Source organism: Solwaraspora sp. WMMA2059 (genome assembly GCF_027497315.1).
Classification (GTDB): Bacteria; Actinomycetota; Actinomycetes; order Mycobacteriales; family Micromonosporaceae; genus Micromonospora_E.
This window is the reverse complement of sequence record NZ_CP114908.1, coordinates 884,960-906,215: the sequence shown is the minus strand read 5'-3', so window position 1 is coordinate 906,215 and position 21,256 is coordinate 884,960. Positions and strand designations below refer to the sequence as shown.

The following is a 21,256-nucleotide window of genomic DNA, read 5'->3' as shown; positions in this document are numbered from 1 at the left end:
CGGTTGCCGTTGGGCGTGGCCGTTAGGCTTGGTGGGTGGACCCGGCGACCCATTCCAGCGACGATCACCTGCGCGTCTCGGACACCGAGCGGGAGCAGGTGGTGGAGTTGCTCGGCCAGGCGACCGCGGAAGGCCGCCTGACCCTCGACGAGTACGCCGACCGGGCCACTGAGGCGCATCAGGCCAAGACCCGGGGTGAGCTGGCCCGGCTCACCGCCGACCTGCCCATCGAGCCGTCTGGTGGGCTGCCGGTCGCCGCCGGGCCGGGTGCGCTGGCGGCGCGCGGTCCGGCGTATCCGGCGGTGCCGGGCAGCGGCGCGACGCTGCCCGCCCCGGTGGAGCGGATGGTGGCGATCTTCGGCGACGAGGTGCGCAAGGGACACTGGCTGGTGCCGGACCGGGTGGAGGCACGGGCGGTCTTCGGCGACTGCAAGATCGAGTTGCAGGACGCCCAGATCCAGCATCAGGTGACCACGATCGAGGCGACCGCCATCTTCGGCTCGGTCACGGTGTACGTGCCGGAGGGGGTCGACGTCCGGATGACCGGCACGGCGGTGTTCGGCGACAAGAAGTCGAAGCTGACCGCACCGCCCCGGCCCGGTGCCCCGGTCATCCAGGTGGTCTGCAACGTGATCTTCGGCTCGGTCGTGGTGCGTCCACCGAAGCGCAAATGGTGGTGACGACGGCTGGTCAGCCCGGTTGGCAGGTCGGACACCAGTAGGTGTTGCGGGCGGCCAGCGCTCCGGCGGCCACGGTGGTGCCGCAGCACAGGCAGGGTTGGCCGGCACGCCGGTAGACGTACACCTCCCCACCGTGCCGGTCGTTGCGCGGCGCCCGGCCCATCGCCTCCGGCAGGTGCTCGTCGCGGACGGTGTCGATCCGGCCCCGACGCACCCCGATCCGCATCAGGGTGACCAGGTCGGCCCAGATCCGCTGCCACTGGTCGGCGGTCAGCCGCCGGCCAGGCGTGGTCGGCGCGATCCCGGCCCGGAACAGCACCTCGGTGGCGTAGACCAGGCCGACCCCGGCGACGATCGTCTGGTCGAGCAGCAACGCGCCGAGCGGCCTGACGCTGCGCCGGATCCGTCCGCCGGCGGTGTCCGGGTCGGCGTCGTCGCGCAGCGGGTCGGCGCCGAGCCGGTCCCGCAGGGCGTCGGCCTCGGCCTCGGTGAGCAGTTCGCAGGCGGCCGGTCCGCGCAGGTCCAGCCAGTGTCGGCGGTCGGTTACGCCGGCTGTCGCGGACGGTCCGTCGGCGGACGGTCCGTCGGCTGCCACTGCCGGCCCGCCGACCAGCCGCAGCCGGATCTGCCCGACCGGTGCGGGCGGCTGTCCCGGCCCGTCGGCGACGGTGCCGTAGAGGCCCAGATGCACGTGCAGGATGCCGCCTCCCGGACCGCCCCGGTAGTGGTGCAGCAGATGCTTGCCGTACGCCTCGGTGGCGGCGAGGGTGGCGCCGGTGAGTTGGGCGGCGCCGGCGGTGAACCGACCCTGCGGGCTGGTCGCGACGACCTGCGCTCCGCCGAGTACGGCGTGGTGGTGGGCGGCCAGCCGGTGGATGGTGTGGCCCTCGGGCATGACAGCAGAGCCTAGTCGGCACCGATCAGTAGCTTGCCGATCAGGCCGACCAACTGGTCCCGCTCGTCGGCGGTGAGCCGCTCGAAGAACCGGGCCTCGAGGGTCGCCGCGTCGGCCGAGATCGTCGCGAGGGCCGCCCGACCGGCCGGGCTGATGGTGACGATGTACGCCCGCCGGTTGGTCGGATTGCGCTGCCGGGTGACCAGACCGGCGCGTTCCAACGCGTCGACCGTGCCGACCATCGTGGTCCGGTCGGTCCGTAACCCGTCGCTGAGCTCCTGCTGGGAACGGGGACCGGTGGCGTCGAGCATGCCCAGCACCAGGAACTGGGTGAGGTTACGGCCGGTCCGCGCGGCGGCGGCCTCACCGATGCGGGTCGCCGCCGCCCCGGCCCGGCAGAGACCGACGATGTGCCGTTGCCACAGCAGCTGACGGAAGTAGTCCGTGAGCTCCGGCGGATCGTCGGGACCGCGCGTTCCATGATCCGCTTCCGGTCCTGCTGGCCTCACCGTCACCGCTACACCCGCCCATGATCGGAACCTGACCGCCCGAGGGTATCGCCACCTGCTTGACCGTGACTGGTGTGGCGGACCGGACATCCGGGTACTGCAAGCCGGCAACCGTCGGAGACCCGCCCAGCCGCGGTGCGGTCCGGCGTACCGATAAGGAGGTCTGTCATGGTCAGGATTCCCTCGCTGTCCCGGCGCACGGAGCCGACGAGGCCGGCGGACGACCCACCACCGACCGGCGGTTCCACCGCGACCGCGACCGGCACGGCCGACGACGCCGAGCGGGCCGCCGACCGCGCCGAGACGCAGCGGCACGACACCGCACGGGCCGACGCGACGCGGGCCGACAACACGCGGGCCGGGTTCACCGATCCGGCAACCCGGCCGTCGCCGCCCGGACCGCGCCCCGAGCCACCCACCCGGGAGGGCGGCGACCCCCGGCCGGCTCCCCCGCCGGCACCGGCCGGCCCACGGCCCCGGGCCAGCCTGCTGGCCACGGTCAGTTTGATCACCGGGGTCGCCGGCGCGTTGTTCGTGCTGTCCGGGCCGCTGGCACCGTACGGGATCGCGATCGGGGTGATCGCCCTCGCCACCGGCCTCGGCGGGATCTCGGCGACGGCCCGCCGGCACATCGCCGGCCGGACCGAGGCGCTGACGGGCATCGTCCTCGCCCTCGGGACGATGATCGTCGGCAGCCTTGCGCTGACCGGCGCGCTGAGCTGGCTGACCACCGAGACCGACATGGTGCAGCAGGTACGGCAGTGGCTTGATTCACAGTTTGCCGGAATCTTCTGACGGGCAATCGTGACCCGGGACGGTGGTTCACCGCCCCGCAGGGCCCGGCAGCGGTGGTTCACCGCACGAGGGCCGACCGAACCGGTGGTTCACCGGGTACCGCATCTTCGGGGGGCGACAGCGTGGTCGCCCCCCGAAAGCGTGCGTACGCAACAAAGCGCATGCCGCAGTCATCGATGACGCAACGAATCGCTGCTAGAAGCAACTCCTGGCGATGGTTCCTGCGGGTGCTAGCCCTTAGCGTGGAGAACAAGCGCCAGCCCACGGCCACCGCCGGGGCGCGCCTTCGACCCACAGGAGCCAGCCGCATGACGATGCACGCCACCCGCCGGCAGTACCTGATGTGCCGGCCGACGTACTTCGCCGTGGAATACGCGATCAACCCGTGGATGGACCCGGCCCGCCCCGTCGACCGGGAGCTGGCGATCGCGCAGTGGGACCAGCTGCGCCGGACCTACCTGGAACTGGGCCACACCGTCGATGAGATCGAGCCGCTGCCCGGCCTGCCCGACATGGTCTTCGCCGCCAACGGCGCCACCGTCATCGACAGCCGGGCCCTGGCCGTGCAGTTCCGCGAGCCGCAGCGGGCCGACGAGGCACCCGCCTACCGCGACTGGCTGGAGCAGGCCGGCTTCCCGGTGCACGAGGCCAAACACGTCAACGAAGGCGAAGGCGACCTCCTGGTGGTCGGCGACTACCTGCTGGCCGGCACCGGATTCCGCACCTCGCACGCTGCGCACGCCCACGCCCAGGAGGTGTTCGGCCGCCCGGTGGTCACCCTGCAACTGGTCGACCCGTGCTTCTACCACCTGGACACGGCACTCGCCGTGATCGACGAGCGGACCATCGCGTACCTGCCGGAGGCGTTCTCGCCCGGCAGTCAGGCGGTGCTGCGCCGGCTGTTCCCGGACGCCGTCACTGCCAGCCTGGCCGACGCCGCCGCGTTCGGCCTCAACGCGGTCAGCGACGGCCGGCACGTGGTGCTGCCGGTGCAGGCCGACGGGCTGGCGGCGGCGCTGCGCGAACGCGGCTACCACCCGATCGGGGTCGACCTGTCCGAGCTGCGCAAGGCTGGCGGCGGCCCGAAATGCTGCACCCTGGAGCTGAGGGGGTCGAGCCGATGATCGTCGACGGGATGCTGCGGACGCCGGGGGCGGTACGCGACGCCGAACGCTGGACCGCGCACAACTACCACCCGCTGCCGGTGGTGATCAGCGAGGCCGCCGGTGCCTGGGTCACCGACGTCGACGGCCGGCGCTACCTCGACTGCCTGGCCGGCTACTCGGCGCTGAACTTCGGCCACCGGCATCCGACGTTGACCGCCGCCGCGCACGCCCAGCTGGACCGGCTCACCCTGACCAGTCGGGCGTTCAGCCACGACCGGTTCGCCGACTTCTGCCGGGAGCTGGCCGAGCTGTGCGGCAAGGACATGGTGCTGCCGATGAACACCGGCGCCGAGGCGGTGGAGACCGCGATCAAGGTCGCCCGCAAATGGGGCTACCAGGTCAAGGGCGTACCGGACGGGCAGGCCACCATCGTCGTGACCGACGGCAACTTCCACGGCCGGACCACGACGATCGTCAGCTTCTCCACCGACGCCGAGGCCCGCGACGGCTTCGGGCCGTACACCCCGGGGTTCCGGATCGTGCCGTACGGCGACCTCGCCGCGCTGGCCGACGCGATCGACGAGACCTGCGTCGCGGTGCTGCTGGAACCGATCCAGGGCGAGCAGGGCGTGGTGGTGCCGCCGGACGGCTACCTGACCGGGGTACGGGACCTGTGCACCCGCACCGACGTGCTGCTGCTCGCCGACGAGATCCAGTCCGGCCTGGGCCGCACCGGGGCGACGTTCGCCTGCGACCACGAGGGCGTGGTGCCGGACATGTACATCCTCGGCAAGGCGCTCGGCGGCGGCATCGTGCCGGTATCGGCGGTGGTCGCCGACCGGCCGGTGCTCGGCGTGCTGCGCCCCGGCGAGCACGGCTCGACGTTCGGCGGCAACGCTCTCGCCTGCGCGGTCGCCACCGAGGTGGTGCGGCTGCTGGCCACCGGCGAGTACCAGCGGCGCTCGGCGGAGCTGGGTACCCGACTGCACGCCGGGCTCGACGCGCTGCGCGACGAGGGACGGCTGCTCGCCGTCCGAGGTCGCGGGCTGTGGGCCGGGCTGGACCTGGACCCACGGCGGACGACCGGTCGGCAGGCCTGCGAACGGCTCGCCGAACGGGGCGTACTGGCCAAGGACACCCACGGTGCGACGATCCGGCTGGCCCCACCGCTGGTCGCCGATGCTTCCGACGTGGACTTCGCCATCGAACAGCTTTCCCACGTGCTGCGCTGAGCACACCGGCCGGCCGGGGGGCGATGCGCCGCCCGGCCGGAGGCCGGTCGACCAGGGGCACGGTCACGGTCAGCAGGCGCGGCCAGGGGTCAGGGTCAGGGTCAGTGGAACACGATGGCCCGGCCGCAGGTGATGCTCGCCCGACCCGCCTCGTGCAGGGTGAGCCACGCCTGTGTCTCGGCGGAGAAGGCGGTGCCGTCGGGCACCGCGAACAGCCGGGCCGCCTCCGTGTCCGGCAGGTTCCCGGCCGGGTCCAGCCGGACGCCGAGCGCCGGGGCACAGCGCCGTAGCTCGGCGAGCAGAGCCGAACTCGACCCGACGATGCCGCCGCCGGCCACCCCTGCCTCGCCCGGCAGGAACACCGGGTCGCCGAGATCGGCCGGCACGTAGTAGCCGGCGGTGTCGGAGTGGCACAGCAGGTGCGACTCCAGCATCGACGCCTGGTCGTCGACCAGCTCCCGGTCGGCGGCGAGCCCGCTCACGTCGGTGACCGGGGTGACCGGCCGGTCCACGTCCACCAGGGCCAGCACCCGGCGCAGCTGGTGCAGCCAGTTGGTCGGCAGGCTGCGCAGGTGCGGCCGGGTCGACGGGACCGCCGCCGCATACTGCTCCTGCCAGCCGACGCCCTCGGCGGCCAGCGCGGCGCTCAACTGGTCGAGGGCGGCGCGGTTGTGCGCCGCCCCCTCGTCGTCGATGCCGGACAGTGCCGTGGTGATCCCGACCGTGACCGCAAGACTCATGCGAGGCAGGCTAGCCGGGCTGCCCGACAGGGCGGTCAGGTCAGCAAGGTGGCCAGTACGCCGCAGGGTCAGCAGGTGGCCAGCATGCCGGACAGGGCGGACTTCTCCGCGCTGTCCACTGTCAGGTCGTAGTACCACTTCACCTGGATCCAGGCCCGGGCGTAGGTGCAGCGGAACGCCGCGAGTGGCGGCTGCCAGTCGGCCGGGTCCTTGTCGCCCTTGGACTGGTTGACGTTGTCGGTGACCGCCCAGAGCTCCGGCCCGCCGAGGTCGTTGGCGTACGTCTGACGCCGGGCGGTGGACCAGGCCCAGGCACCGGAACGCCACGCCTCGGCGAGCGGCACCATGTGGTCGATGTCTACGTCCGACGCCTGCGTCCAGGTGGCTCCGTCGAACGGGCTGTACCAGGACCCGGAGGTCGCGGCGCAGCTGCTGTTGACCACGACGTTGCTGCCGTCGCGCTTGAGCACCTGCTCCCGGGTGTTGCAGCTGCCGGTGATGGTGATCCAGTGCGGGAACAGCGACCGGTTGTAGCTCGACTGGTGCGACTCGGCGGCCACGGTCAGCGAGTTCAGCCGGCTGAGCGCCGTGCTGTAGGACGGGATGTTGGGCGGGGTGGCCTGTGCGGGGACGGCGGTCACGGTGAGGGCGACGGCGGCGGCGACCGTGGCTGCGACGACGGCGCTGACGGTGCGGCGGACGTTGACGGTGGGGCGGGCCATGTGGGCTCCTGGTGTCGCTGCCCGCCGCGGCCGGGTCGGGCGCTCCGGCCTGGGGATACGGTGGGCAGGTCGATACCGGGAATCTAAGCTCCTCGATTACATTGATCAAGACGAGTCGATGAACACGGCGTTAAGTCCAGCGCTCCAACCGGATGGCCCTATCGTTGTGGCCGTGCCGAGCATCGACGCCGCCTCCCCCTCGCCGACAAGGCCCCAGCTGTACGTTGGCTGCGCGATGTGGACACACAGGTCCTGGCAGGGACGGCTGATCGCGCACCCGCTGCCGCCGGCCGAGCGGCTGCGCCACTACGCCACCTGGTGCACCGCCGTCGAAGGCAACACCACCTTCTACGCCACCCCGACCCGGGAGACCGTGGCCACCTGGGCAGCACAGACCGCCCCAGACTTCCGCTTCGTACTCAAACTGCCGAAGACCGTCACCCACGACCACCGGCTCACCGAAGCCCACGCACCGTTGCACGCCTTCCTCGACGCGATCGCCCCGCTCGGGCCGCGTACCCATGCGATCTGGGCCCAACTGCCGGCGTCGTTCGGCCCTGACGACGTGCCCGTCCTGGCCCGCTTCCTGCGCCGGCTCCCCCGCGACCACCGGTACGCGGTCGAAGTCCGCCACCCGGCGTTCTTCACCGACCCGGCCGCGACCCGGCTACTCGAAGGGGTGCTGAGCGACGTTGACGCCGAGTGGGTGCCGTTCGACACCACGACGTTCTTCGCCGCCGGGCCGACCAGCGACGCCGAACGCGACGCCTGGGTCAAGAAGCCCCGCGCCCCGCTGCGCACCCGGGCACTGACCGACCGGCCGATCGTGCGCTACCTCGGCCGCGACGACGTCGAGCAGACCGTCGCCGGCTGGCGACGCTGGGTCGAGGCATCGGTGGCCTGGCTGCGGCAGGGCTGCTCGCCGACGGTGTTCATCCACACCCCGGACAACGCCGACGCGCCGGCCCTGGCCCGCCGCTTCCACGACGAGGTACGGGCCACGCTGCCGCAGCTCGACCGGCTACCCGAACCGATCCCGGCACAGCCGCTGACCCTGTTCTGACCGCTCGTACCGCCGGCCCCCTGCAGCGAGCTTCGAGCAAATCGCGTTGCCCGGTACGGACTGGTTGCGTTTTGTCTACTGTATGCATTTCCGGCACCCAGGCCAGTTGGTGCGCATCGCGGTCTTCCCGATCACGCTGAGACGGGCCGTCGCCGTGAACCTGGCCCGCGCTTCCCTGACCTGGACCGCCCACTACGCGTCGGTGACGGCGATCCGGCCTGAGAGGTCGCCGACGGCGACGTCATGCACGCCGGCCGGCTCGGTGTGGCTGACGGCGACCTCGTGCTGATCGTGCACAGCGGTTCCCGTGGTCTCGGCGAACGGATCCTGCGTACCCACACCGACGTGCACGGTGCCGGCCCGGCCGAACCGATCGTCGACCGGTGCCACAACCTGGGGGAGATCCGTGACGGCAGGTACCTGCACCGTAAAGGGGCGGCTCCCGGCGACGGCCGGGACGTCCTGGTCGCCGGCACCCGTGGCACCGCCTCCTACCTGGTCGCCGCGCACGCCGGCCCGGACGCCAACTACTCGGTGGCGCACGGAGCCGGCCGCAGAATGTCCCGCGCTGACGCCCTGCGCCGTGGCCGGGTCAAGCACACCGTGGCGGAGCTGCGCCGTACCCCGGTCAACTCGGTGGTGTGCGGTGATCGTCAGCTGCTGTTCGAGGAGGCGCCGACGGCGTACAACGCATCGAGCGGGTCGTCGCCGACCTGGTGGCCCACCGCCTGGCCACCCGCCGGATTCGGACCGTCGGCGGCGACCGGCCGGACACCTACCGGTCGGCGCAGGTCCGCCTCGACGGCAGCGGAGCCGAGGAGTTCGCCGCCTCTTGGACTGGCCCCCTGTGCTGGCAGGCACCGAGCCCGTACCGGGCCGGACATAGCCGGAAGAACACCCGTTCGGGCCGAGCGCCCGCGCCGCACCTGACCGCCGGTGGCGGATGATGGGCCGATGCCTGTGGTGGAAGCAGCGGTCACCGTCCCCGTACCACCAGATCTCGCCTTCACCCGGTCCCGGCACGGTCTGACGATGATCAGCGAGTACGTCTCGTACGCGCCGCCGACCAACGTCGGCATGAAGATGGTGTGTGGTCCGTGGTTCTTCGAGATGTTCGCCGGCGGCTGGCGGTTCGCCCCGGTATGCGGGTCCGGTCGTACGGTGGCGACCTGGCGGTACAGCTTCCGCTGCCGGCCGGCACCGCTGCGCCCGGTCGCCGACCGGATCGGGGTGTGGCTGCTGGGCCGCGACATCCGCCGCCGCATCGCCGGCTACGCGGCCGGTTGCGCCGACCCCGAGGTCGTCGCCGCCGCCCGCCGGTCACTGTCCGACTGATCCCGGTCGGTTTTCCAACGGCTCGGGACCCGACGCAGCGCGAGGGCCGGACCCCGGGTGCGGGGTCCGGCCCTTCGCGCTGAGCTTGAGGAGTATGCGGTCAGCTGTTCCAGTGCTGGGCGACGAGTTCGGCGGCCTGGGTCTCCCACTGGGCGTAGTGGTCCGGGTACGCCGACACCTGCACGGTCTGCGCGGCCTGGGTCAGCGGCATGTCCTGCCAGCCGTCGACGGCCTTGAGCCCGGTGAGGAACGCGGTGGTGGAGTACTCCACGTCGGTGATCTGCTCGACGGTGCCCCAGCCCGACGACGGGCGCTGCTGGAACAGGCCCTGCGAGTCGTGGTCGTTGCGGTCACCGAGGTGGCCCAGGTTCTCCAGCTTGGACTCCTGCAGGGCGGTGGCGATGGCGACCACGGCGGCCCGCTCGTCCATGCCGGCCTTCTTCGTGGCGGCGATGATGCCCTTGACGTTGTCGGTCTGCTCGCCGGACAGGTCGATCCGGGACTGCTCGCCCTGCACGCCGTGCGGGGTGAGCTTGTCGGTGTCGACGCTGTCGCTGCTCGCGGCGGACACGGGTGCGGTCAGGGCGGTGGGGGCGTGGTCGGCGGCCAGGGCGGGGGCGGCGACCGCGCCGCCGGCCAGGGTCAGCCCGGCGATGCCGAGGGCGGTGGTGCGCAGGCTGGTACGCAGGGTGCGGGTGATGATCGTGGTCATGGGGGTCCACCTTCCGTTTGCCGAGGGGGCACACCCGTCACGGGCGGGCGGGTGCGCGGTAAACGGTCATCCGGGTGGTACGGGATCTCAGACGTGCGACGTCGGCTCGCGGCGGCTCCGGCACGCCCCGGGGTGGGGCGCGGGTGCGCTGCCGCGCGCCGTGACCATGTACAACCACGCCGACCCGCCGACGATTCCCGACCGGGCCCACCCGCCGGGCCGCCTGGCCGGGGCCTGGCGGCTGCGGGCCGGAGTGCGTGGCGCGACCATGCACAACGACGATGCCCGGCGGATCATTCCGCGCCGGTCTGAGAGCCGTCGTACAGCCCCGCTGAGGGTTGGTCGACCTGGGCGAGGCTGATGCCACAGGTACATCTTGATGCACCTGTGGCATCAGCCTCGGATTCAGGCCCAGGGGTCGAAGGGGATACCTGCCGGTTTCGACCTGTTCAAAAGGTTACGGAACCGGTCGTCCCGATCAGTGATCTTGATGCTGGCGGAGCCGAAGTCGGCCGTCATCAACCGGTCCCGCAGCGCCGTGCCGGGCCAGCCGTTCCAGTCGACGACCGGCGGGTACCGCCAGGTACCGTAGTGGTTCTCCGGCGGGTCGTCGTTGCTGTTCGCCAGCCGGAAGTTGTGCGAGCCGAAGGCGCCTTCCTTGTGGTACACGATCTTCGGATGTGTGCCGTCGAACCGCACCGAGGACCGCGGATAGGTCTGCACTTCGCCGTGCACCGTCCGGGACACGTAGTCGACCCGGTCCGACGCCTGGTTCACCCAGGAGACGACGTGCTCCCAGTCGTGCCGGTGACCGCAGCAGCCCTGCAGGACCTGGTCCTTCTCGAAGTAACTCGCGTACACGATGGCGCACCAGCCGTTGTTGCACTTCGACCTGGCGTACGTCTGGGTCCGGTCGAGGTCCGACTGGTCGCGGCAGTTTCCGTTGACCGCCCCGGTGGTGTTCAGGCCGCCGTTGAGGGTGCCGTCGGGGGCGATCGCCGCTACCGGATAGCACCCGTCGCCGTCGTAGTCGTACGCCGGCGAGAACGTCAGCTCGTAACCGCCGGCGGACTGGGGCAGGTTGGGCAGGTTCGCGGCCCGCGCGGCCGCGGCTGGAGCGACCACCAGCACAGTGGACAGCGCTGCGGCTGCGATCCAGTTTCGGCCGTGGATCGCGGTACGGTTCGGGCTGGCGGATCGACGCAAGGCGACCTCCCTGATTGACCGAAGTGACCAGCGTATTGTGGTCAACGTCGATATCCAAGGAGTTGACTACCGATGGCCGTACGGTGCACAGCCGAGCGGTGGATCAGAGCCCGTGCGGCAGGGCCCGGTCGGTGTGGCCGAGGCTGAGATCGGGCGCGATGCGGTCCCGTACCAGTCTTTTCAGCTCGGGGATTCCTGGGAAGCCGCTCTCCCCGCGCGACCAGATCGTCTCACCGTCCAGCCTGACCTCGAACACTCCGCCGGTGCCCGGCACCAGCGCCACCTCACCGAGCCGCAGCGCGAATGTGGTGAGCAGCTCCTGAGCCGTCCATGCGGCGCGCAGCATCCAGCGGCACTGCGTGCAGTACTCGATCTCCAACCGTGGCTGTTTGGTAGTGGTCACCAACCGAGTATGCCTGCGCCGGGCACCGGGTCGACAAGGTCGGTGCCGGGCATGTCCGGCAGGGCGCCGTCGGGCGGGCCACCGTACCGGCAAATGCTCTTGCCGGTCTGGCAAACTGGGTGGCATGGACGACGACCTCGACCATGCCCTCGACTCGGTCGGCCCCCGGCTGCGGGCGCTGCGCAAACAGCGCGAGACGACCCTCGCCGAGTTGTCGGCAGTCACCGGCATCTCGGTTAGCACCCTGTCCCGGCTGGAATCCGGCACCCGCCGACCCACCCTGGAGCTGCTGCTACCCCTCGCTCGCGCCCACGGGGTCAGCCTGGACGAACTGGTCGACGCGCCGCCGACCGGCGACCCACGCATCCACCTGCGGCCGGTCAGCCGCTTCGGGATGACCGTTCTTCCGCTCAGCCAGCGGGCCGGCGGTATCCAGGCGTACAAGCTGATCATCCCGACACGCAGCCCACGCCGCGAGCCTGAGCTGAAGACCCACGAAGGCTACGAATGGCTGTACGTCCTCGACGGGCGGCTGCGTGTCCTGCTCGGTGAGCACGATCTGATCCTGGCTCCCGGCGAGGCGGCGGAGTTCGACACCAGGGTGCCGCACTGGTTCGGCGCGGTCGGTGATGAGCCGGTCGAGTTCCTCAGCCTCTTCGGCCAGCAGGGCGAACGCGCCCACCTGCGGGCCCGCCCCCGGGAGCGAGCGCGGGATCGGGAGCGGACTGGGGAACGGGCCAGGGAGGGTGGCAGGCCCTGAACCGCGTACGCACCTGGGAACGCTCGGCCGGCTGCTGCTCGCCCGCCGCCGACCCGACCCGGTGGTACCCGTCACCGAGTAAGACATTAGCTCGCGTACGCGCCGAGCAGTTGCAGCCGTTCAGCGTCGGCGCTGCCCGGCGCGGCGGTGTAGACGATCAGGATCGGGCCGGAGCGTCCTGGCGGGGTGAAGGCGTCCCAGTCCAGCCGCAGGTCACCGACCAGTGGATGCGGGAACGTCTTGCTGCCGCTGACCGACTCACGCACCTCGTGGCGGGCCCAGAGCTGGCGGAACTCCTCGCTGCGGATGCTGAGCGTGCCGACGATCTCCCGGGCGCGTGGGTGCTCCGGGTCAGCGGCGACCGCCGCCCGCAGGAAGCCCAGATAGTCCAGCACCGTCTCCTCCCAGCCGGGACAGCGGCCGTGCGCCTGCGCATGGTCGAACATGTCGATCAGCGCGTTGGCCGGCCCGATACCCGGGTAGAGGGCGGCAGCCATGGCGTTCCAGGCCAGCAGGTCCAGGTGCCGGCTGACCACCACGGCCGGGGTGTGCAGGCTGTGCAGCAGCCGGCAGGTGCTCTCCGGAACGGTCTCGCGGGCACGCCGTCGTGGTTTCGGTGGCTGCTGTGCCCGGCGGGCCAGGGCGCGCAGGTGGCGGGTCTCCTCGGCGTTGAGCGCGAGCGCGCGGGCGATGCCGGTCAGTACGTCGTCGGAGGGGCGCACGTCGCGGCCCTGCTCCAGCCGCTGGTAGTAGTCGGTGCTCACCCCGGCGAGCAGCGCCAGCTCCTCACGGCGCAGGCCGGCGACCCGCCGACGCGGGCCGGGTGCCAGCCCGATCTCCTCGGGCCGCAGCCGGGAGCGGCGGTTTCGGAGGAAGTCGGCCAGCTCGCGGGCGTAGACCGTGCTCGTCACACTGTCGAGTGTGCCGGTCGACGCACCCCGCAGGGTAGGTCCCGTGGTCCCAGGTTGGCCAGGTCTCTCCGACGGTGCGTCCAGCTACCTAGCGTCGACGGTCATGCAGGACATGCGGAACTGGACCGAAGAGCAGATCCCCGACCAGCACGGTCGGCGCGCGGTGGTGACCGGCGCGAACTCCGGCGTGGGGCGGGTCACCGCGCTGGAGCTGGCCCGGCACGGGGCCGCCGTGGTGCTGGCGGTACGCAACGTGGCGGTCGGCGAGGAAGCGGCCGCCACGATCCGGCGCGAGGTGCCGGGTGCCGACGTCGAGGTACGCCGACTGGACCTGGCGTCACTCGCGTCGATCCGGGCCTTCGCCGCCGACCTCACCGGTGGCCTCGACCTGCTGGTCAACAACGCCGGGCTGGTGCTGACCGGCCCGCGACCGCCGCTGACCGTGGACGGGTTCGACCTGCAGATGGGCACCAACGCACTCGGGCCGTACGCGCTGACCGGGCTGCTGCTGGACCGGCTGACCGCCGGCAAGGAACCCAGGGTGGTCACCGTGTCGTCGATCGTCCACAGATGGCGCAATCTCGACCTGAATGACCTGACGTTGGAGCGGTCCTACAACGGAAACCGGGCGTACGCGTTGTCGAAGCTGGTCGGCACCATCCTCGGCCTGGAGCTGGACCGGCGGCTGCGAGCCACCGGGTCGCCGGTGGTCAGCGTGCTCGCCCACCCCGGCATGACCCGCACCAACCTCACCCCGCGCGCGATGGCCGACCGGGGCCGGCTGATGCGCGCCGCCAGCCGACTCATGTCACTGGTCGTCAGCCCGGTCGAGGCCGGGGCCCGACCCCAGCTGTACGCGGCGACCGCTCCCGGCGTACGGGGTGGGCAGTTCCTCGGGCCGCGCGGGTTCCAGGAGATCCGTGGCCCGGTCACCGAGGTGCGGGCCAGCCCCCAGGCCCGCGACCTGGGCAACGGCCGGCGAATGTGGGCCGAGGCGGCCCGGCTCACCGGCGTCGCGTACCTCTGACGCGGCCCGGCGCACCGGCGGTGCGCACGTTCGCGACGGCGCCGCCGGCCGGGACGCCGGTGCCGGCAGACGCAGCTCACCGCACGGGCCGGTCGGTCGACTCAGTCCAGGTCGAGCAGGTCCCTGATGTCGGCGGCGGACAGTTGCGCGGAGGCGAACTCGCCCCCGTCCAGCACGCTGCTGAACAGCTCGGCCTTGCGCTGCTTCAACGCCATGACCTTCTCTTCGATGGTGTCCTTGGCGACCATCCGGTAGACCATGACGTTCGACGTCTGACCGATCCGGTGGACGCGGTCGACGGCCTGGGCCTCGGTCGCCGGGTTCCACCACGGGTCGAGCAGGATGCAGTAGTCGGCCTCGGTCAGGTTGAGGCCGAACCCGCCCGCCTTGAGGCTGATCAGGAAGACGTCGGCGTCGCCACGCTTGAACTCGGCGATCACGGCGGCCCGGTTGGTCGTCGACCCGTCGAGGTAGCCGCACCGGACGCCGGCGCCGACGAGCCGGTCACGCGCCGCGCCGAGGAACCGGGTGAACTGACTGAACACCAGCGTACGGTGGCCTTCGGCGACCAGGTTGGTGATCTGGTCGGCCAGCACGTCCAGTTTGGTCGACGGAACACCCTCGTGTCTCGGGTCGACCAGGGCGACGTCGAGACTGGCCTGGCGCAGCAACGTCAACGACCGGAAGATCTCGAACCGGTTCTTCTCCAGGTCCCCGAGCAGGCCGAGGACCTTCTGCCGTTCCCGCTGCAGATAGGCCTGGTAGATCCGGCGATGTTTGCGGTCGAGGTCGAGCTCCAGCACCTGTTCCTGCTTTTCCGGCAGGTCGGCGGCGACGTCGGCCTTGCGGCGACGCAACATCAGCGGCCGGATGCGGCGGCGCAGCTGGGCGAGCCGGTCACCGTCGCGGTCCCGCTCGATCGGCCCGCGGTAGTAGTCGGTGAACCGGTCCAGCCGGGGGAACAACCCGGGGGCGGTGATCGAGCAGAGCGCCCAGAGTTCGAGCAGGTTGTTCTCCATCGGCGTACCGGTGATGGCCAGCTTGAACGGCGCGGTCAGCTGCTTGGCGCAGCGGTGGCTCTGCGACTGGTGGTTCTTGACGAACTGGGCCTCGTCGAGGATCAACCCGGCCCAGTCGAGCGCCTGGTAGTCGTCGAACTCCAGCCGCAGCAGCGTGTACGAGGTGACGACGATGTCTGCCCCGGTGGCCGCCTCGGCGAGAGCCACGCCGCGCCGTGCCGAGGTCTGGGTGACCGCCCGTACGGTCAGGTCCGGGGTGAACCGCGCGGCCTCGGCGACCCAGTTGTGGATGACGCTGGCGGGGGCGACGACGAGGAACGGTACGTCGGCGCGGGCGTGCCGGATCAGGGCCAGCGTCTGCAGGGTCTTACCGAGACCCATGTCATCGGCGAGGATGCCGCCGAGCTGGTGCTCCCGCAGGGCGGCGAGCCAGCGGAACCCGTCGAGCTGGTACGGGCGCAGCTCCGCCCGTACCTGCGAGGGAACCTGGTGGTCGACGGCGGCGCCGGCGGTGGCCAGCTCGCGGACCGCGCGCTGCCAGGCGGCGGCCTGGCCGGTGATCTCCCCCAGTTCGGCCAGTTCGGCCCAGAGGCCGGCCTGGAACCGGCCGACGCGCAGCACGCCCGGCGGCCGGTCCTCCAGTGCCCGCGATTCGTCGATCAGCTCGCGGAGCTGGGCGAACTCGGGGCGGTCGAGGCTGAAGTACGTGCCGCTGGGCAGGATGAGGTACTGCCGGTCCTGCGCCAGCGCGGTGAACAGCTGATCGAAGATGACCTGTTCGCCGCCGACGCTGACCTGCACTGACAGGTCGAACCAGTCGTGTTCGCCGGGATGGTCGGTGCCGGCGAACCGAATGACCGGCGTCTCGTCGGATTCCCGGTAGTCCGGTACAGGCTCCGCTGCCGATTCGACCACCTCGACGCCGTCGAGGTCGGCGAGCCGGGGCAGGACCTCGCTGAGGAACCGGATCATGGCGTCGCCGGTGAGCGTGGTCAGGGCGGCGAGTCGCGGGCCGTTCGGAGTCGACTCGATCGCCTCCGGTACCGCTTTGGCCGTCGCCTCGGTGACCTGGTCGACGACGGCGTCACGGGGGTCGGCGTGCCCACGTGAGTCGGCGTGCCCGCGCGGACCGGTGGCCCACAGCGGCTCGGTCTGCCGGTGCGCGCCGACCGCGCGGACCCACTGCCAGTGGATCGACAACGCCTGTCCCGGCATCGGTGTCATGGCCAGGGTCAGGGTGGGAGGCAGCACCGGTGGCAGGTGCACCGCCGGTCCGGCGGCGACGACCTCGACCTGCTTGAGCAGCTCCGGGTAGAACCGTTCGAGAAACCGTGCCTCGTCGGCCGCCGGGACGCGGATCGCGGGACCGGCCAGGGCCTTCGCCGCCGCCGCCGACACCGCGCCGGACAGGGGCGCCAGCCGCAGCACCCGGTCCCGGGGCTGCGGCTCGACGCCGCCGCGCTCGGCCCACCAGGCGATCCCGTGCGCCGGTCGGCCGACGAAGACAGAGAACTCGGCGGCGACGGGTACGCCGTCGGCCAGCAGCACCGGCTGCACGATCAACTCGTCGTCGGCGCGGTCGACCTGCACCGACAGCCGGGCCGGTTGCCGGCCGACGACCACCGGCCGGCCGTACTTGCCGGGCTGGACCAGCGGCAGCCCGGCGTCGTCGGCCTCGGCCAACAGGTCCCAGATCCGCCGGCTCGCGAACGCGTCCAGGAAGATCGTCGTCGGGTGGCTGTAGTAGCCGTACCGGTCCTCGTCCAACCTCGATAGCGTGAGGATCTCGCCGAGCAACTGGCGGTGCCGTTGGGATTCGGGCGACCGGCCATAGCCGGCATACTGCACGTTCGACCAGCTGATGCCGGAGCGGACCCAGCCGGTCTGGCCGGGTACGACCGGACGCAACGCGATGCGTCCGGCGGGCCCGCCGGCGCCGGCCGCGCCCGGTTTGACCAGCTCGAACTGCAGGCCGACGGTGGCCCGGGCCGGCGCGGCGGTGACGACCGGGGCGACGTCGGAGACCAGCGCCGACAGGCTCTTCTCCCAGTCCGCCGTCGGCGCGTCCGGTGCCTGCCGCTGCTGCGGGACCGTCGGCGCGGCACCGACGACGGCCTGCAGCACCAGCGCGTACGGGTGGCCGCAGGACCTCTCGCCGCAGGAGCAGGCACCGTCGACCGTGGCGACGAGGCCGTCGGGGTCGGTGGTGACCGCCGCCGTCACGGTGCCCCCGCGACCAGGGTCCAGTCGGCCCTGGGCGTGCCCGGTCGTCGGATCCCAGCGGGCGTCGGTCAACTCGCCGTCCGCGAGTTGCGCACGGGCGCGCAGGAACGCCCGTACGCCGACGATCTCGCACAGCGCCGCTTCTTCGACGGTGAGTTCCAGCTTCGCCACTGTTCGTCGTCTCCCGGATAGGCCGCGTCGCGACGTAGGTTAGCCGGGTGTCAGCGCAACGATTGATCGCCGGTCCCGGTGACGCGCCGTGACCCGTACCGATTCGGCAGCCCGGGTGATGTCCGCCCCGGTCGCGCGCGTCTACGCCGCCCTGGTCGACCCGGAGGCACTCGCCGCATGGCTGCCGCCGCAGGGGATGACCGGCCGGTTCGAACGGTTCGACGCCCGGCCCGGTGGCGGCTACCGGCTGGTCCTGACCTACGCCGACGCGACGACCGGACCGGGCAAGGCCACCGCCGACTCCGACATCGTCGAGGCCCGCTTCGTCGACCTCGTCCCGGGCGTACGGGTCGTGCAGGCCGTCGACTTCGTCGCCGACGATCCGGCGTACGCCGGCACGATGACCATGACCTGGGAGGTGTCGGCGGTCGACGGCGGCACCCGGGTGGACATCCGCGCCGACGACGTACCGGCCGGCATCAGCGCGGCGGACCACGCCGCCGGCCTCGCCTCCTCGCTGGCGAACCTCGCCACGTACGTCGAGCGGTAGCCTCCACCCACTGCGCCGGCCAACCGAGGCCGGTCACGCCCAATGGCCAGGAGACAGCAGTGGCGTCGCCTCGATCGGCTGCAGCCCGTCGTCCAAGCCACGGAGGCGCTGGTAGATGTCACGCATGGCGGCTCGGTCCGGAATGTGTTGCGTGCCGGCCGCCCGCTGCAGCACCGTCAGCGTGCTGACCAGTCGGATCGACCCGACTGGCTGACCGGCGGCATGGAGTTGTCGCAACCGACCGATTTCAGCGGCTGCGATCCGGGCTCCCGCTCCGTCGTCGATGAGCACGGACATCGCTGCGCCCGCTTCTGCTGCGACGACAGCGTGCGCCACCACCATGATTTCGCCCAGATCTTTCGGCTGTTGCATCCGTTTCTGCATCGGTTGCTGGGTCATCCGGCGTACGGCCACCGCAAGTTCTGGCGTTTCATCGTCAGACAGCACCTGGATCCACCGTGGCGTCAGTTTGCGCCACACACTGCCTGCCGTACGGAATCGTGGGTCCGCCCGCGCCTTGCGCAGCACCTCGTCCTGCACCGTCTCCGGGGCACTCAACGGCCCGAGGACACCGATGAGGAGCCGTTCCTTGTTGATCGACAGGAAGTTCAGACCAGGGCCTGCATCGATGATCGGCCGTGGGCTCATTGCTTCCCTGTCTCCGTGGCCCACTCCTCACCGTCGCCCGCGTCGCGGAGATAGTCGTCGAGCTCCGTCACATCGACTCCGACATCCGGCAGGTCCGCCGGATCAGCCCAGACCGTCTGCTGGGCCGCCGGTCCGATCCCAGCCTCGGCCAGTTCCGCTTCGGCTGCTTCGAGGGCGACGCCGCGCAGGTTGGCGATGACCTGGGCGGAGAGCACACCTGCCGCGTAGCCCTCGATTGCGCGGGACAGTAGTCGTTGTGGCGCCCGCCGTCGGTTCGAGTCAGCCTGCAGCGCGTTGTACTGGTCGATCCATCCGAAGCGGACAGCGAGTTGGGGGGTCGTCACTCCCATCCACTCCGCTTTCCTGCCCGCGTCGATGTATCCGGCCTGCTCCAAGGCGATGGCGGCGACGGCTGGAGACACCAGGTAGCGCTGGACGACGGCAGACAGCACGGACCGATCAGTCACCCGCAGGTCCGCGAGGAACTGCCGCAGACCGTCCAGCGGCAGCAGCAGGTGCCGGGCGAAAGCATCGGCCCGGACCTCGACCGGTGACCGCTGGCCGCAGCTGCCGGCACCGTCTGCCGCCCAGTCACCGAACTGCACGTGGCCGAGCTCGTGGGCGAGCGTGCTGCGCTGCCGCATCGGGTGCCGGGTCCGGGCGACGCCGATGAACACAGTGCCGTGGGCCGGGTCACACATGGTCAGACCGTGTTCGTCGGGTCCAGCGTCAAGGACCGCCACATCGACGCCGGTGGCCTGTTCAATGACTGCGACGAGATCACCCAGCGGCTGAATCCCGAGGTGGTGCTCCAGGCGGAAACGGCTGGCCGCCGCGCGTCCCTGTGCTTCAGGTGTCACGCCCGGAACCGATGTCGCTGACGGCCGGGATGGCATATTGGTGAAGATAGTCATCGAGTTCCAGAAACCCTAGTAGTGCCTGCCTCATCCCTTCCATGTCCGAACCACCGGTCGCCCTGGCCGCGAACTGGACGCGGTCCGCCACCGCCACCGCCCCGGTGAGTTGAGCGACGGTGTGTCCGGTGGCCCAGGCAATAGTGACGATCTCGGGCATCTTGGCCACCCGGTCGCCGGAGATGATGCGCGACAGGGTCGACTGCGAGACGCCTGAACGTTCGGCGAGAGCTCGCTGACTCAGACCAGCGGCGATCCGGGCACGCTCGATCCGGGCACCAGTACTCATTGCCGCCGCCCCTCCCGACTTGAATCACTTTCTCGTATGATGATTCAGTCTACCTCCCCCAGGGCCTTCTGTCTCGCACTGCCGGCGCCCAGCAGCCAGAGCCACCGCAACGACGCGGGCGCCTGGCTTGACCTCAAGTTCGATCGAAGTTGCAGACTGCGGAACATGGTGGACGGAGTGCTTGACGAGGCGTACGAACGGATTCTGGCGACCGGGCCGGAGCGCGACGGCTGGCTGTCTAACCACGCGCCGATGGCCGCCGAGGCGCTGGCCCGGCATGGGCGCGGCGACGTCGTCCACAAGTGGTTGGACGGGTACGCCGACCGACTCGAACCTCGACCCCGAGGTGTCAGCCCGATCGCGGCGCAGCAGTGGCGCGACCCGCTCGGTGACCCGGTCCGCACCGGCGACTGGCTCGACTACTTCGAGCGGGAGCTGGCCCTCGCCCCCTGGCGGGAGGTGCTGACCCGATGGTGGCCCCGGCTGCTGCCGGGGATCGCCGCCGGCGCCACGCACGGGGTGATCCGGGTCGGCCATGCCGTCCGGGCGCTGATCGACGCCGAAACCGCACCCCGGGTCGCCGAACTGGGCCACGGGCTCGCCTACTGGGCCGCCCGCTGGCAACCACTCGCCCCGCCCGGCAGGGGCGCCTACCCGACGTCGGACCCCCGGACAGCGCTCGACGCCGTACCGAGGGTGCCGGACCAGCGGTACGGTATCCGGGCGCGACTGGCACAGCTCGCCGATCTGCCCGACTGGCCCGCAACAGCAGGCGCGGTGCCCGACCTACCGGCCGCTTCGGGCGCGGAGCCGGGCAGCGCGGCCGGGTCGGCTCCCGACCGACTGGCGGCGATCGTCGCCGCCGCCGTCGCCCGGCACGCCACCCACGGGTACGCCAACCCGGTCATGCTGGTGCACGCGGCCACCGCGCCGAACGCCGTCCTGCGCGCCCTGCCAGCGCTGCCCGAACGGCTCTGGGAGCCGAGCCTCGCCGCGGCCTGGGCCGCGACAGCAGCGGTGACCGCTGCCTACTCCCCCGCCGAACCCCGGCCAGTGCCTGACCCGGCCGGCGACACCGTGAGCTGTACGGACTCAGTACACGACGCGGAGCAGGCAGCCGAGCTGTTCGAGGTCGCTGCCCGCACCACCGATCCGCACGCGATCAAGTTCGCGGACACCGCTCTGGACGTGTACGCCGCCACCGGTGACCCGACCACGCTCCGCAGAGCCCGACACTGCGTCCACCTGGTCGCGACCGACAGCTGACCCGCCAACCAAGTATCCAGGAGCATCACCAGGGCATGGCCATCTTGAGTCTGAACTACTCGGCTCGCCGACGATCGCCG

Annotated in this window: 22 protein-coding genes and 2 pseudogenes; 12 read left to right on the top strand and 12 right to left on the bottom strand. The window is 71.3% G+C overall.

Annotation, left to right across the window (positions count from 1 at the left end; genetic code table 11):
* Positions 1-35: 35 nt before the first annotated feature.
* A complete protein-coding gene (locus O7553_RS04200; RefSeq protein ID WP_281553557.1) occupies positions 36-680 on the top strand; it encodes a DUF1707 domain-containing protein in 645 nt (214 codons plus the stop codon).
* A gap of 10 nt (positions 681-690) precedes the next feature.
* Here O7553_RS04200 and O7553_RS04195 read toward each other — a convergent pair whose 3' ends face one another.
* The gene (locus tag O7553_RS04195) at positions 691-1,575 is read right to left on the bottom strand and encodes a DNA-formamidopyrimidine glycosylase family protein (RefSeq protein WP_281553556.1); all 885 of its coding nucleotides are present in this window, start codon (positions 1,573-1,575) and stop codon (positions 691-693) included.
* Between the two features lie 11 nt (positions 1,576-1,586).
* Positions 1,587-2,090 (bottom strand): MarR family transcriptional regulator, encoded by a 504-nt coding sequence (locus tag O7553_RS04190; RefSeq protein ID WP_281553555.1) that lies wholly within the window; start codon positions 2,088-2,090, stop codon positions 1,587-1,589.
* A 162-nt stretch (positions 2,091-2,252) separates the two neighbouring features.
* On the opposite strand from O7553_RS04190, the gene O7553_RS04185 reads away from it, so the two are divergent.
* The 3 genes from O7553_RS04185 to rocD all read left to right on the top strand — a co-directional run bounded on the left by O7553_RS04185 (position 2,253) and on the right by rocD (position 5,217).
* Positions 2,253-2,879, top strand: a complete 627-nt coding sequence (locus O7553_RS04185) for a hypothetical protein (protein WP_281553554.1) — start codon at positions 2,253-2,255, stop codon at positions 2,877-2,879.
* A gap of 314 nt (positions 2,880-3,193) precedes the next feature.
* Complete coding sequence (ddaH, locus tag O7553_RS04180) at positions 3,194-4,003, top strand: dimethylargininase (RefSeq protein ID WP_281555460.1); 810 nt, start codon at positions 3,194-3,196, stop codon at positions 4,001-4,003.
* On the top strand, positions 4,003-5,217 hold the full coding sequence (gene rocD / locus O7553_RS04175; RefSeq protein WP_281555459.1) for an ornithine--oxo-acid transaminase: 1,215 nt from the start codon (positions 4,003-4,005) through the stop codon (positions 5,215-5,217). Before ddaH ends, rocD begins: the two co-directional genes overlap by 1 nt.
* Before the next feature lie 101 nt (positions 5,218-5,318).
* On the opposite strand, the gene O7553_RS04170 is transcribed toward rocD, so the two are convergent.
* Complete coding sequence (locus tag O7553_RS04170; RefSeq protein WP_281553553.1) at positions 5,319-5,957, bottom strand: hypothetical protein; 639 nt, start codon at positions 5,955-5,957, stop codon at positions 5,319-5,321.
* Positions 5,958-6,025: 68 nt separating this feature from the next.
* A complete protein-coding gene (locus O7553_RS04165) occupies positions 6,026-6,679 on the bottom strand; it encodes an HNH endonuclease family protein (protein ID WP_281553552.1) in 654 nt (217 codons plus the stop codon).
* Between the two features lie 235 nt (positions 6,680-6,914).
* On the opposite strand from O7553_RS04165, the gene O7553_RS04160 reads away from it, so the two are divergent.
* The 4 genes and pseudogenes from O7553_RS04160 to O7553_RS04145 all read left to right on the top strand — a co-directional run bounded on the left by O7553_RS04160 (position 6,915) and on the right by O7553_RS04145 (position 9,077).
* Positions 6,915-7,742 (top strand): DUF72 domain-containing protein, encoded by an 828-nt coding sequence (locus tag O7553_RS04160; RefSeq protein ID WP_281553551.1) that lies wholly within the window; start codon positions 6,915-6,917, stop codon positions 7,740-7,742.
* A 222-nt stretch (positions 7,743-7,964) separates the two neighbouring features.
* Positions 7,965-8,479, top strand: a pseudogene (locus O7553_RS04155) (RtcB family protein); the annotation flags it as partial.
* A 3-nt stretch (positions 8,480-8,482) separates the two neighbouring features.
* A pseudogene (locus tag O7553_RS04150) lies at positions 8,483-8,638 on the top strand (peptide chain release factor-like protein); the annotation flags it as partial.
* Between the two features lie 58 nt (positions 8,639-8,696).
* Positions 8,697-9,077: an SRPBCC family protein gene (locus O7553_RS04145; RefSeq protein WP_281553550.1), complete on the top strand. Its 381-nt coding sequence runs from the start codon at positions 8,697-8,699 to the stop codon at positions 9,075-9,077.
* Between the two features lie 100 nt (positions 9,078-9,177).
* Here O7553_RS04145 and O7553_RS04140 read toward each other — a convergent pair whose 3' ends face one another.
* From O7553_RS04140 to O7553_RS04130, 3 genes are all read right to left on the bottom strand, one after another.
* Complete coding sequence (locus O7553_RS04140) at positions 9,178-9,765, bottom strand: hypothetical protein (RefSeq protein ID WP_281555458.1); 588 nt, start codon at positions 9,763-9,765, stop codon at positions 9,178-9,180.
* 429 nt (positions 9,766-10,194) lie between these two features.
* Positions 10,195-10,995 carry an NPP1 family protein gene (locus O7553_RS04135; RefSeq protein WP_281553549.1) on the bottom strand — a complete coding sequence of 267 codons (801 nt, stop codon included), beginning with the start codon at positions 10,993-10,995 and terminating at the stop codon, positions 10,195-10,197.
* Positions 10,996-11,098: 103 nt separating this feature from the next.
* Complete coding sequence (locus tag O7553_RS04130; RefSeq protein WP_233605653.1) at positions 11,099-11,398, bottom strand: SelT/SelW/SelH family protein; 300 nt, start codon at positions 11,396-11,398, stop codon at positions 11,099-11,101.
* Between the two features lie 124 nt (positions 11,399-11,522).
* On the opposite strand from O7553_RS04130, the gene O7553_RS04125 reads away from it, so the two are divergent.
* A complete protein-coding gene (locus O7553_RS04125) occupies positions 11,523-12,158 on the top strand; it encodes an XRE family transcriptional regulator (protein ID WP_281553548.1) in 636 nt (211 codons plus the stop codon).
* A gap of 86 nt (positions 12,159-12,244) precedes the next feature.
* On the opposite strand, the gene O7553_RS04120 is transcribed toward O7553_RS04125, so the two are convergent.
* Positions 12,245-13,069, bottom strand: coding sequence for a helix-turn-helix transcriptional regulator (locus O7553_RS04120; RefSeq protein ID WP_281553547.1), 825 nt, complete (start codon positions 13,067-13,069; stop codon positions 12,245-12,247).
* Positions 13,070-13,172: 103 nt separating this feature from the next.
* On the opposite strand from O7553_RS04120, the gene O7553_RS04115 reads away from it, so the two are divergent.
* Positions 13,173-14,096, top strand: a complete 924-nt coding sequence (locus tag O7553_RS04115) for an oxidoreductase (protein ID WP_348650108.1) — start codon at positions 13,173-13,175, stop codon at positions 14,094-14,096.
* 101 nt (positions 14,097-14,197) lie between these two features.
* On the opposite strand, the gene O7553_RS04110 is transcribed toward O7553_RS04115, so the two are convergent.
* Positions 14,198-17,509, bottom strand: a complete 3,312-nt coding sequence (locus tag O7553_RS04110) for an SNF2-related protein (RefSeq protein WP_281553546.1) — start codon at positions 17,507-17,509, stop codon at positions 14,198-14,200.
* An 88-nt stretch (positions 17,510-17,597) separates the two neighbouring features.
* Here O7553_RS04110 and O7553_RS04105 point away from each other — a divergent pair, with 88 nt between their 5' ends.
* Positions 17,598-18,059 carry an SRPBCC family protein gene (locus O7553_RS04105; RefSeq protein ID WP_281553545.1) on the top strand — a complete coding sequence of 154 codons (462 nt, stop codon included), beginning with the start codon at positions 17,598-17,600 and terminating at the stop codon, positions 18,057-18,059.
* Between the two features lie 33 nt (positions 18,060-18,092).
* Here O7553_RS04105 and O7553_RS04100 read toward each other — a convergent pair whose 3' ends face one another.
* The 3 genes from O7553_RS04100 to O7553_RS04090 are packed head-to-tail and all read right to left on the bottom strand — an operon-like array spanning position 18,093 to position 19,910.
* The gene (locus O7553_RS04100) at positions 18,093-18,707 is read right to left on the bottom strand and encodes a hypothetical protein (RefSeq protein ID WP_281553544.1); all 615 of its coding nucleotides are present in this window, start codon (positions 18,705-18,707) and stop codon (positions 18,093-18,095) included.
* Positions 18,704-19,567: an ImmA/IrrE family metallo-endopeptidase gene (locus O7553_RS04095; RefSeq protein ID WP_281553543.1), complete on the bottom strand. Its 864-nt coding sequence runs from the start codon at positions 19,565-19,567 to the stop codon at positions 18,704-18,706. The genes O7553_RS04100 and O7553_RS04095 overlap by 4 nt, the downstream gene beginning before the upstream one ends.
* Entirely contained in the window at positions 19,557-19,910 is a 354-nt protein-coding gene (locus O7553_RS04090) for a helix-turn-helix transcriptional regulator (protein ID WP_278174377.1), read from the bottom strand. Before O7553_RS04090 ends, O7553_RS04095 begins: the two co-directional genes overlap by 11 nt.
* Before the next feature lie 165 nt (positions 19,911-20,075).
* Between O7553_RS04090 and O7553_RS04085 the strand changes: the two genes are divergently transcribed.
* Positions 20,076-21,176 carry a questin oxidase family protein gene (locus tag O7553_RS04085; RefSeq protein WP_281553542.1) on the top strand — a complete coding sequence of 367 codons (1,101 nt, stop codon included), beginning with the start codon at positions 20,076-20,078 and terminating at the stop codon, positions 21,174-21,176.
* The last annotated feature ends 80 nt before the right edge of the window (positions 21,177-21,256 follow it).

What these genes read in the sequence shown, in the direction of transcription:
- O7553_RS04100 (WP_281553544.1), bottom strand. Translation starts at nt 18,707, where the DNA reads ATGAGCCCACGGCCGATCATCGATGCAGGCCCTGGTCTGAACTTCCTG.
- O7553_RS04085 (WP_281553542.1), top strand. Translation starts at nt 20,076, where the DNA reads ATGGTGGACGGAGTGCTTGACGAGGCGTACGAACGGATTCTGGCGACC.
- O7553_RS04170 (WP_281553553.1), bottom strand. Translation starts at nt 5,957, where the DNA reads ATGAGTCTTGCGGTCACGGTCGGGATCACCACGGCACTGTCCGGCATC.
- O7553_RS04185 (WP_281553554.1), top strand. Translation starts at nt 2,253, where the DNA reads ATGGTCAGGATTCCCTCGCTGTCCCGGCGCACGGAGCCGACGAGGCCG.
- O7553_RS04195 (WP_281553556.1), bottom strand. Translation starts at nt 1,575, where the DNA reads ATGCCCGAGGGCCACACCATCCACCGGCTGGCCGCCCACCACCACGCC.
- O7553_RS04090 (WP_278174377.1), bottom strand. Translation starts at nt 19,910, where the DNA reads ATGAGTACTGGTGCCCGGATCGAGCGTGCCCGGATCGCCGCTGGTCTG.
- O7553_RS04160 (WP_281553551.1), top strand. Translation starts at nt 6,915, where the DNA reads ATGTGGACACACAGGTCCTGGCAGGGACGGCTGATCGCGCACCCGCTG.
- O7553_RS04145 (WP_281553550.1), top strand. Translation starts at nt 8,697, where the DNA reads ATGCCTGTGGTGGAAGCAGCGGTCACCGTCCCCGTACCACCAGATCTC.
- O7553_RS04125 (WP_281553548.1), top strand. Translation starts at nt 11,523, where the DNA reads ATGGACGACGACCTCGACCATGCCCTCGACTCGGTCGGCCCCCGGCTG.
- O7553_RS04115 (WP_348650108.1), top strand. Translation starts at nt 13,173, where the DNA reads ATGCAGGACATGCGGAACTGGACCGAAGAGCAGATCCCCGACCAGCAC.
- O7553_RS04165 (WP_281553552.1), bottom strand. Translation starts at nt 6,679, where the DNA reads ATGGCCCGCCCCACCGTCAACGTCCGCCGCACCGTCAGCGCCGTCGTC.
- ddaH (WP_281555460.1), top strand. Translation starts at nt 3,194, where the DNA reads ATGCACGCCACCCGCCGGCAGTACCTGATGTGCCGGCCGACGTACTTC.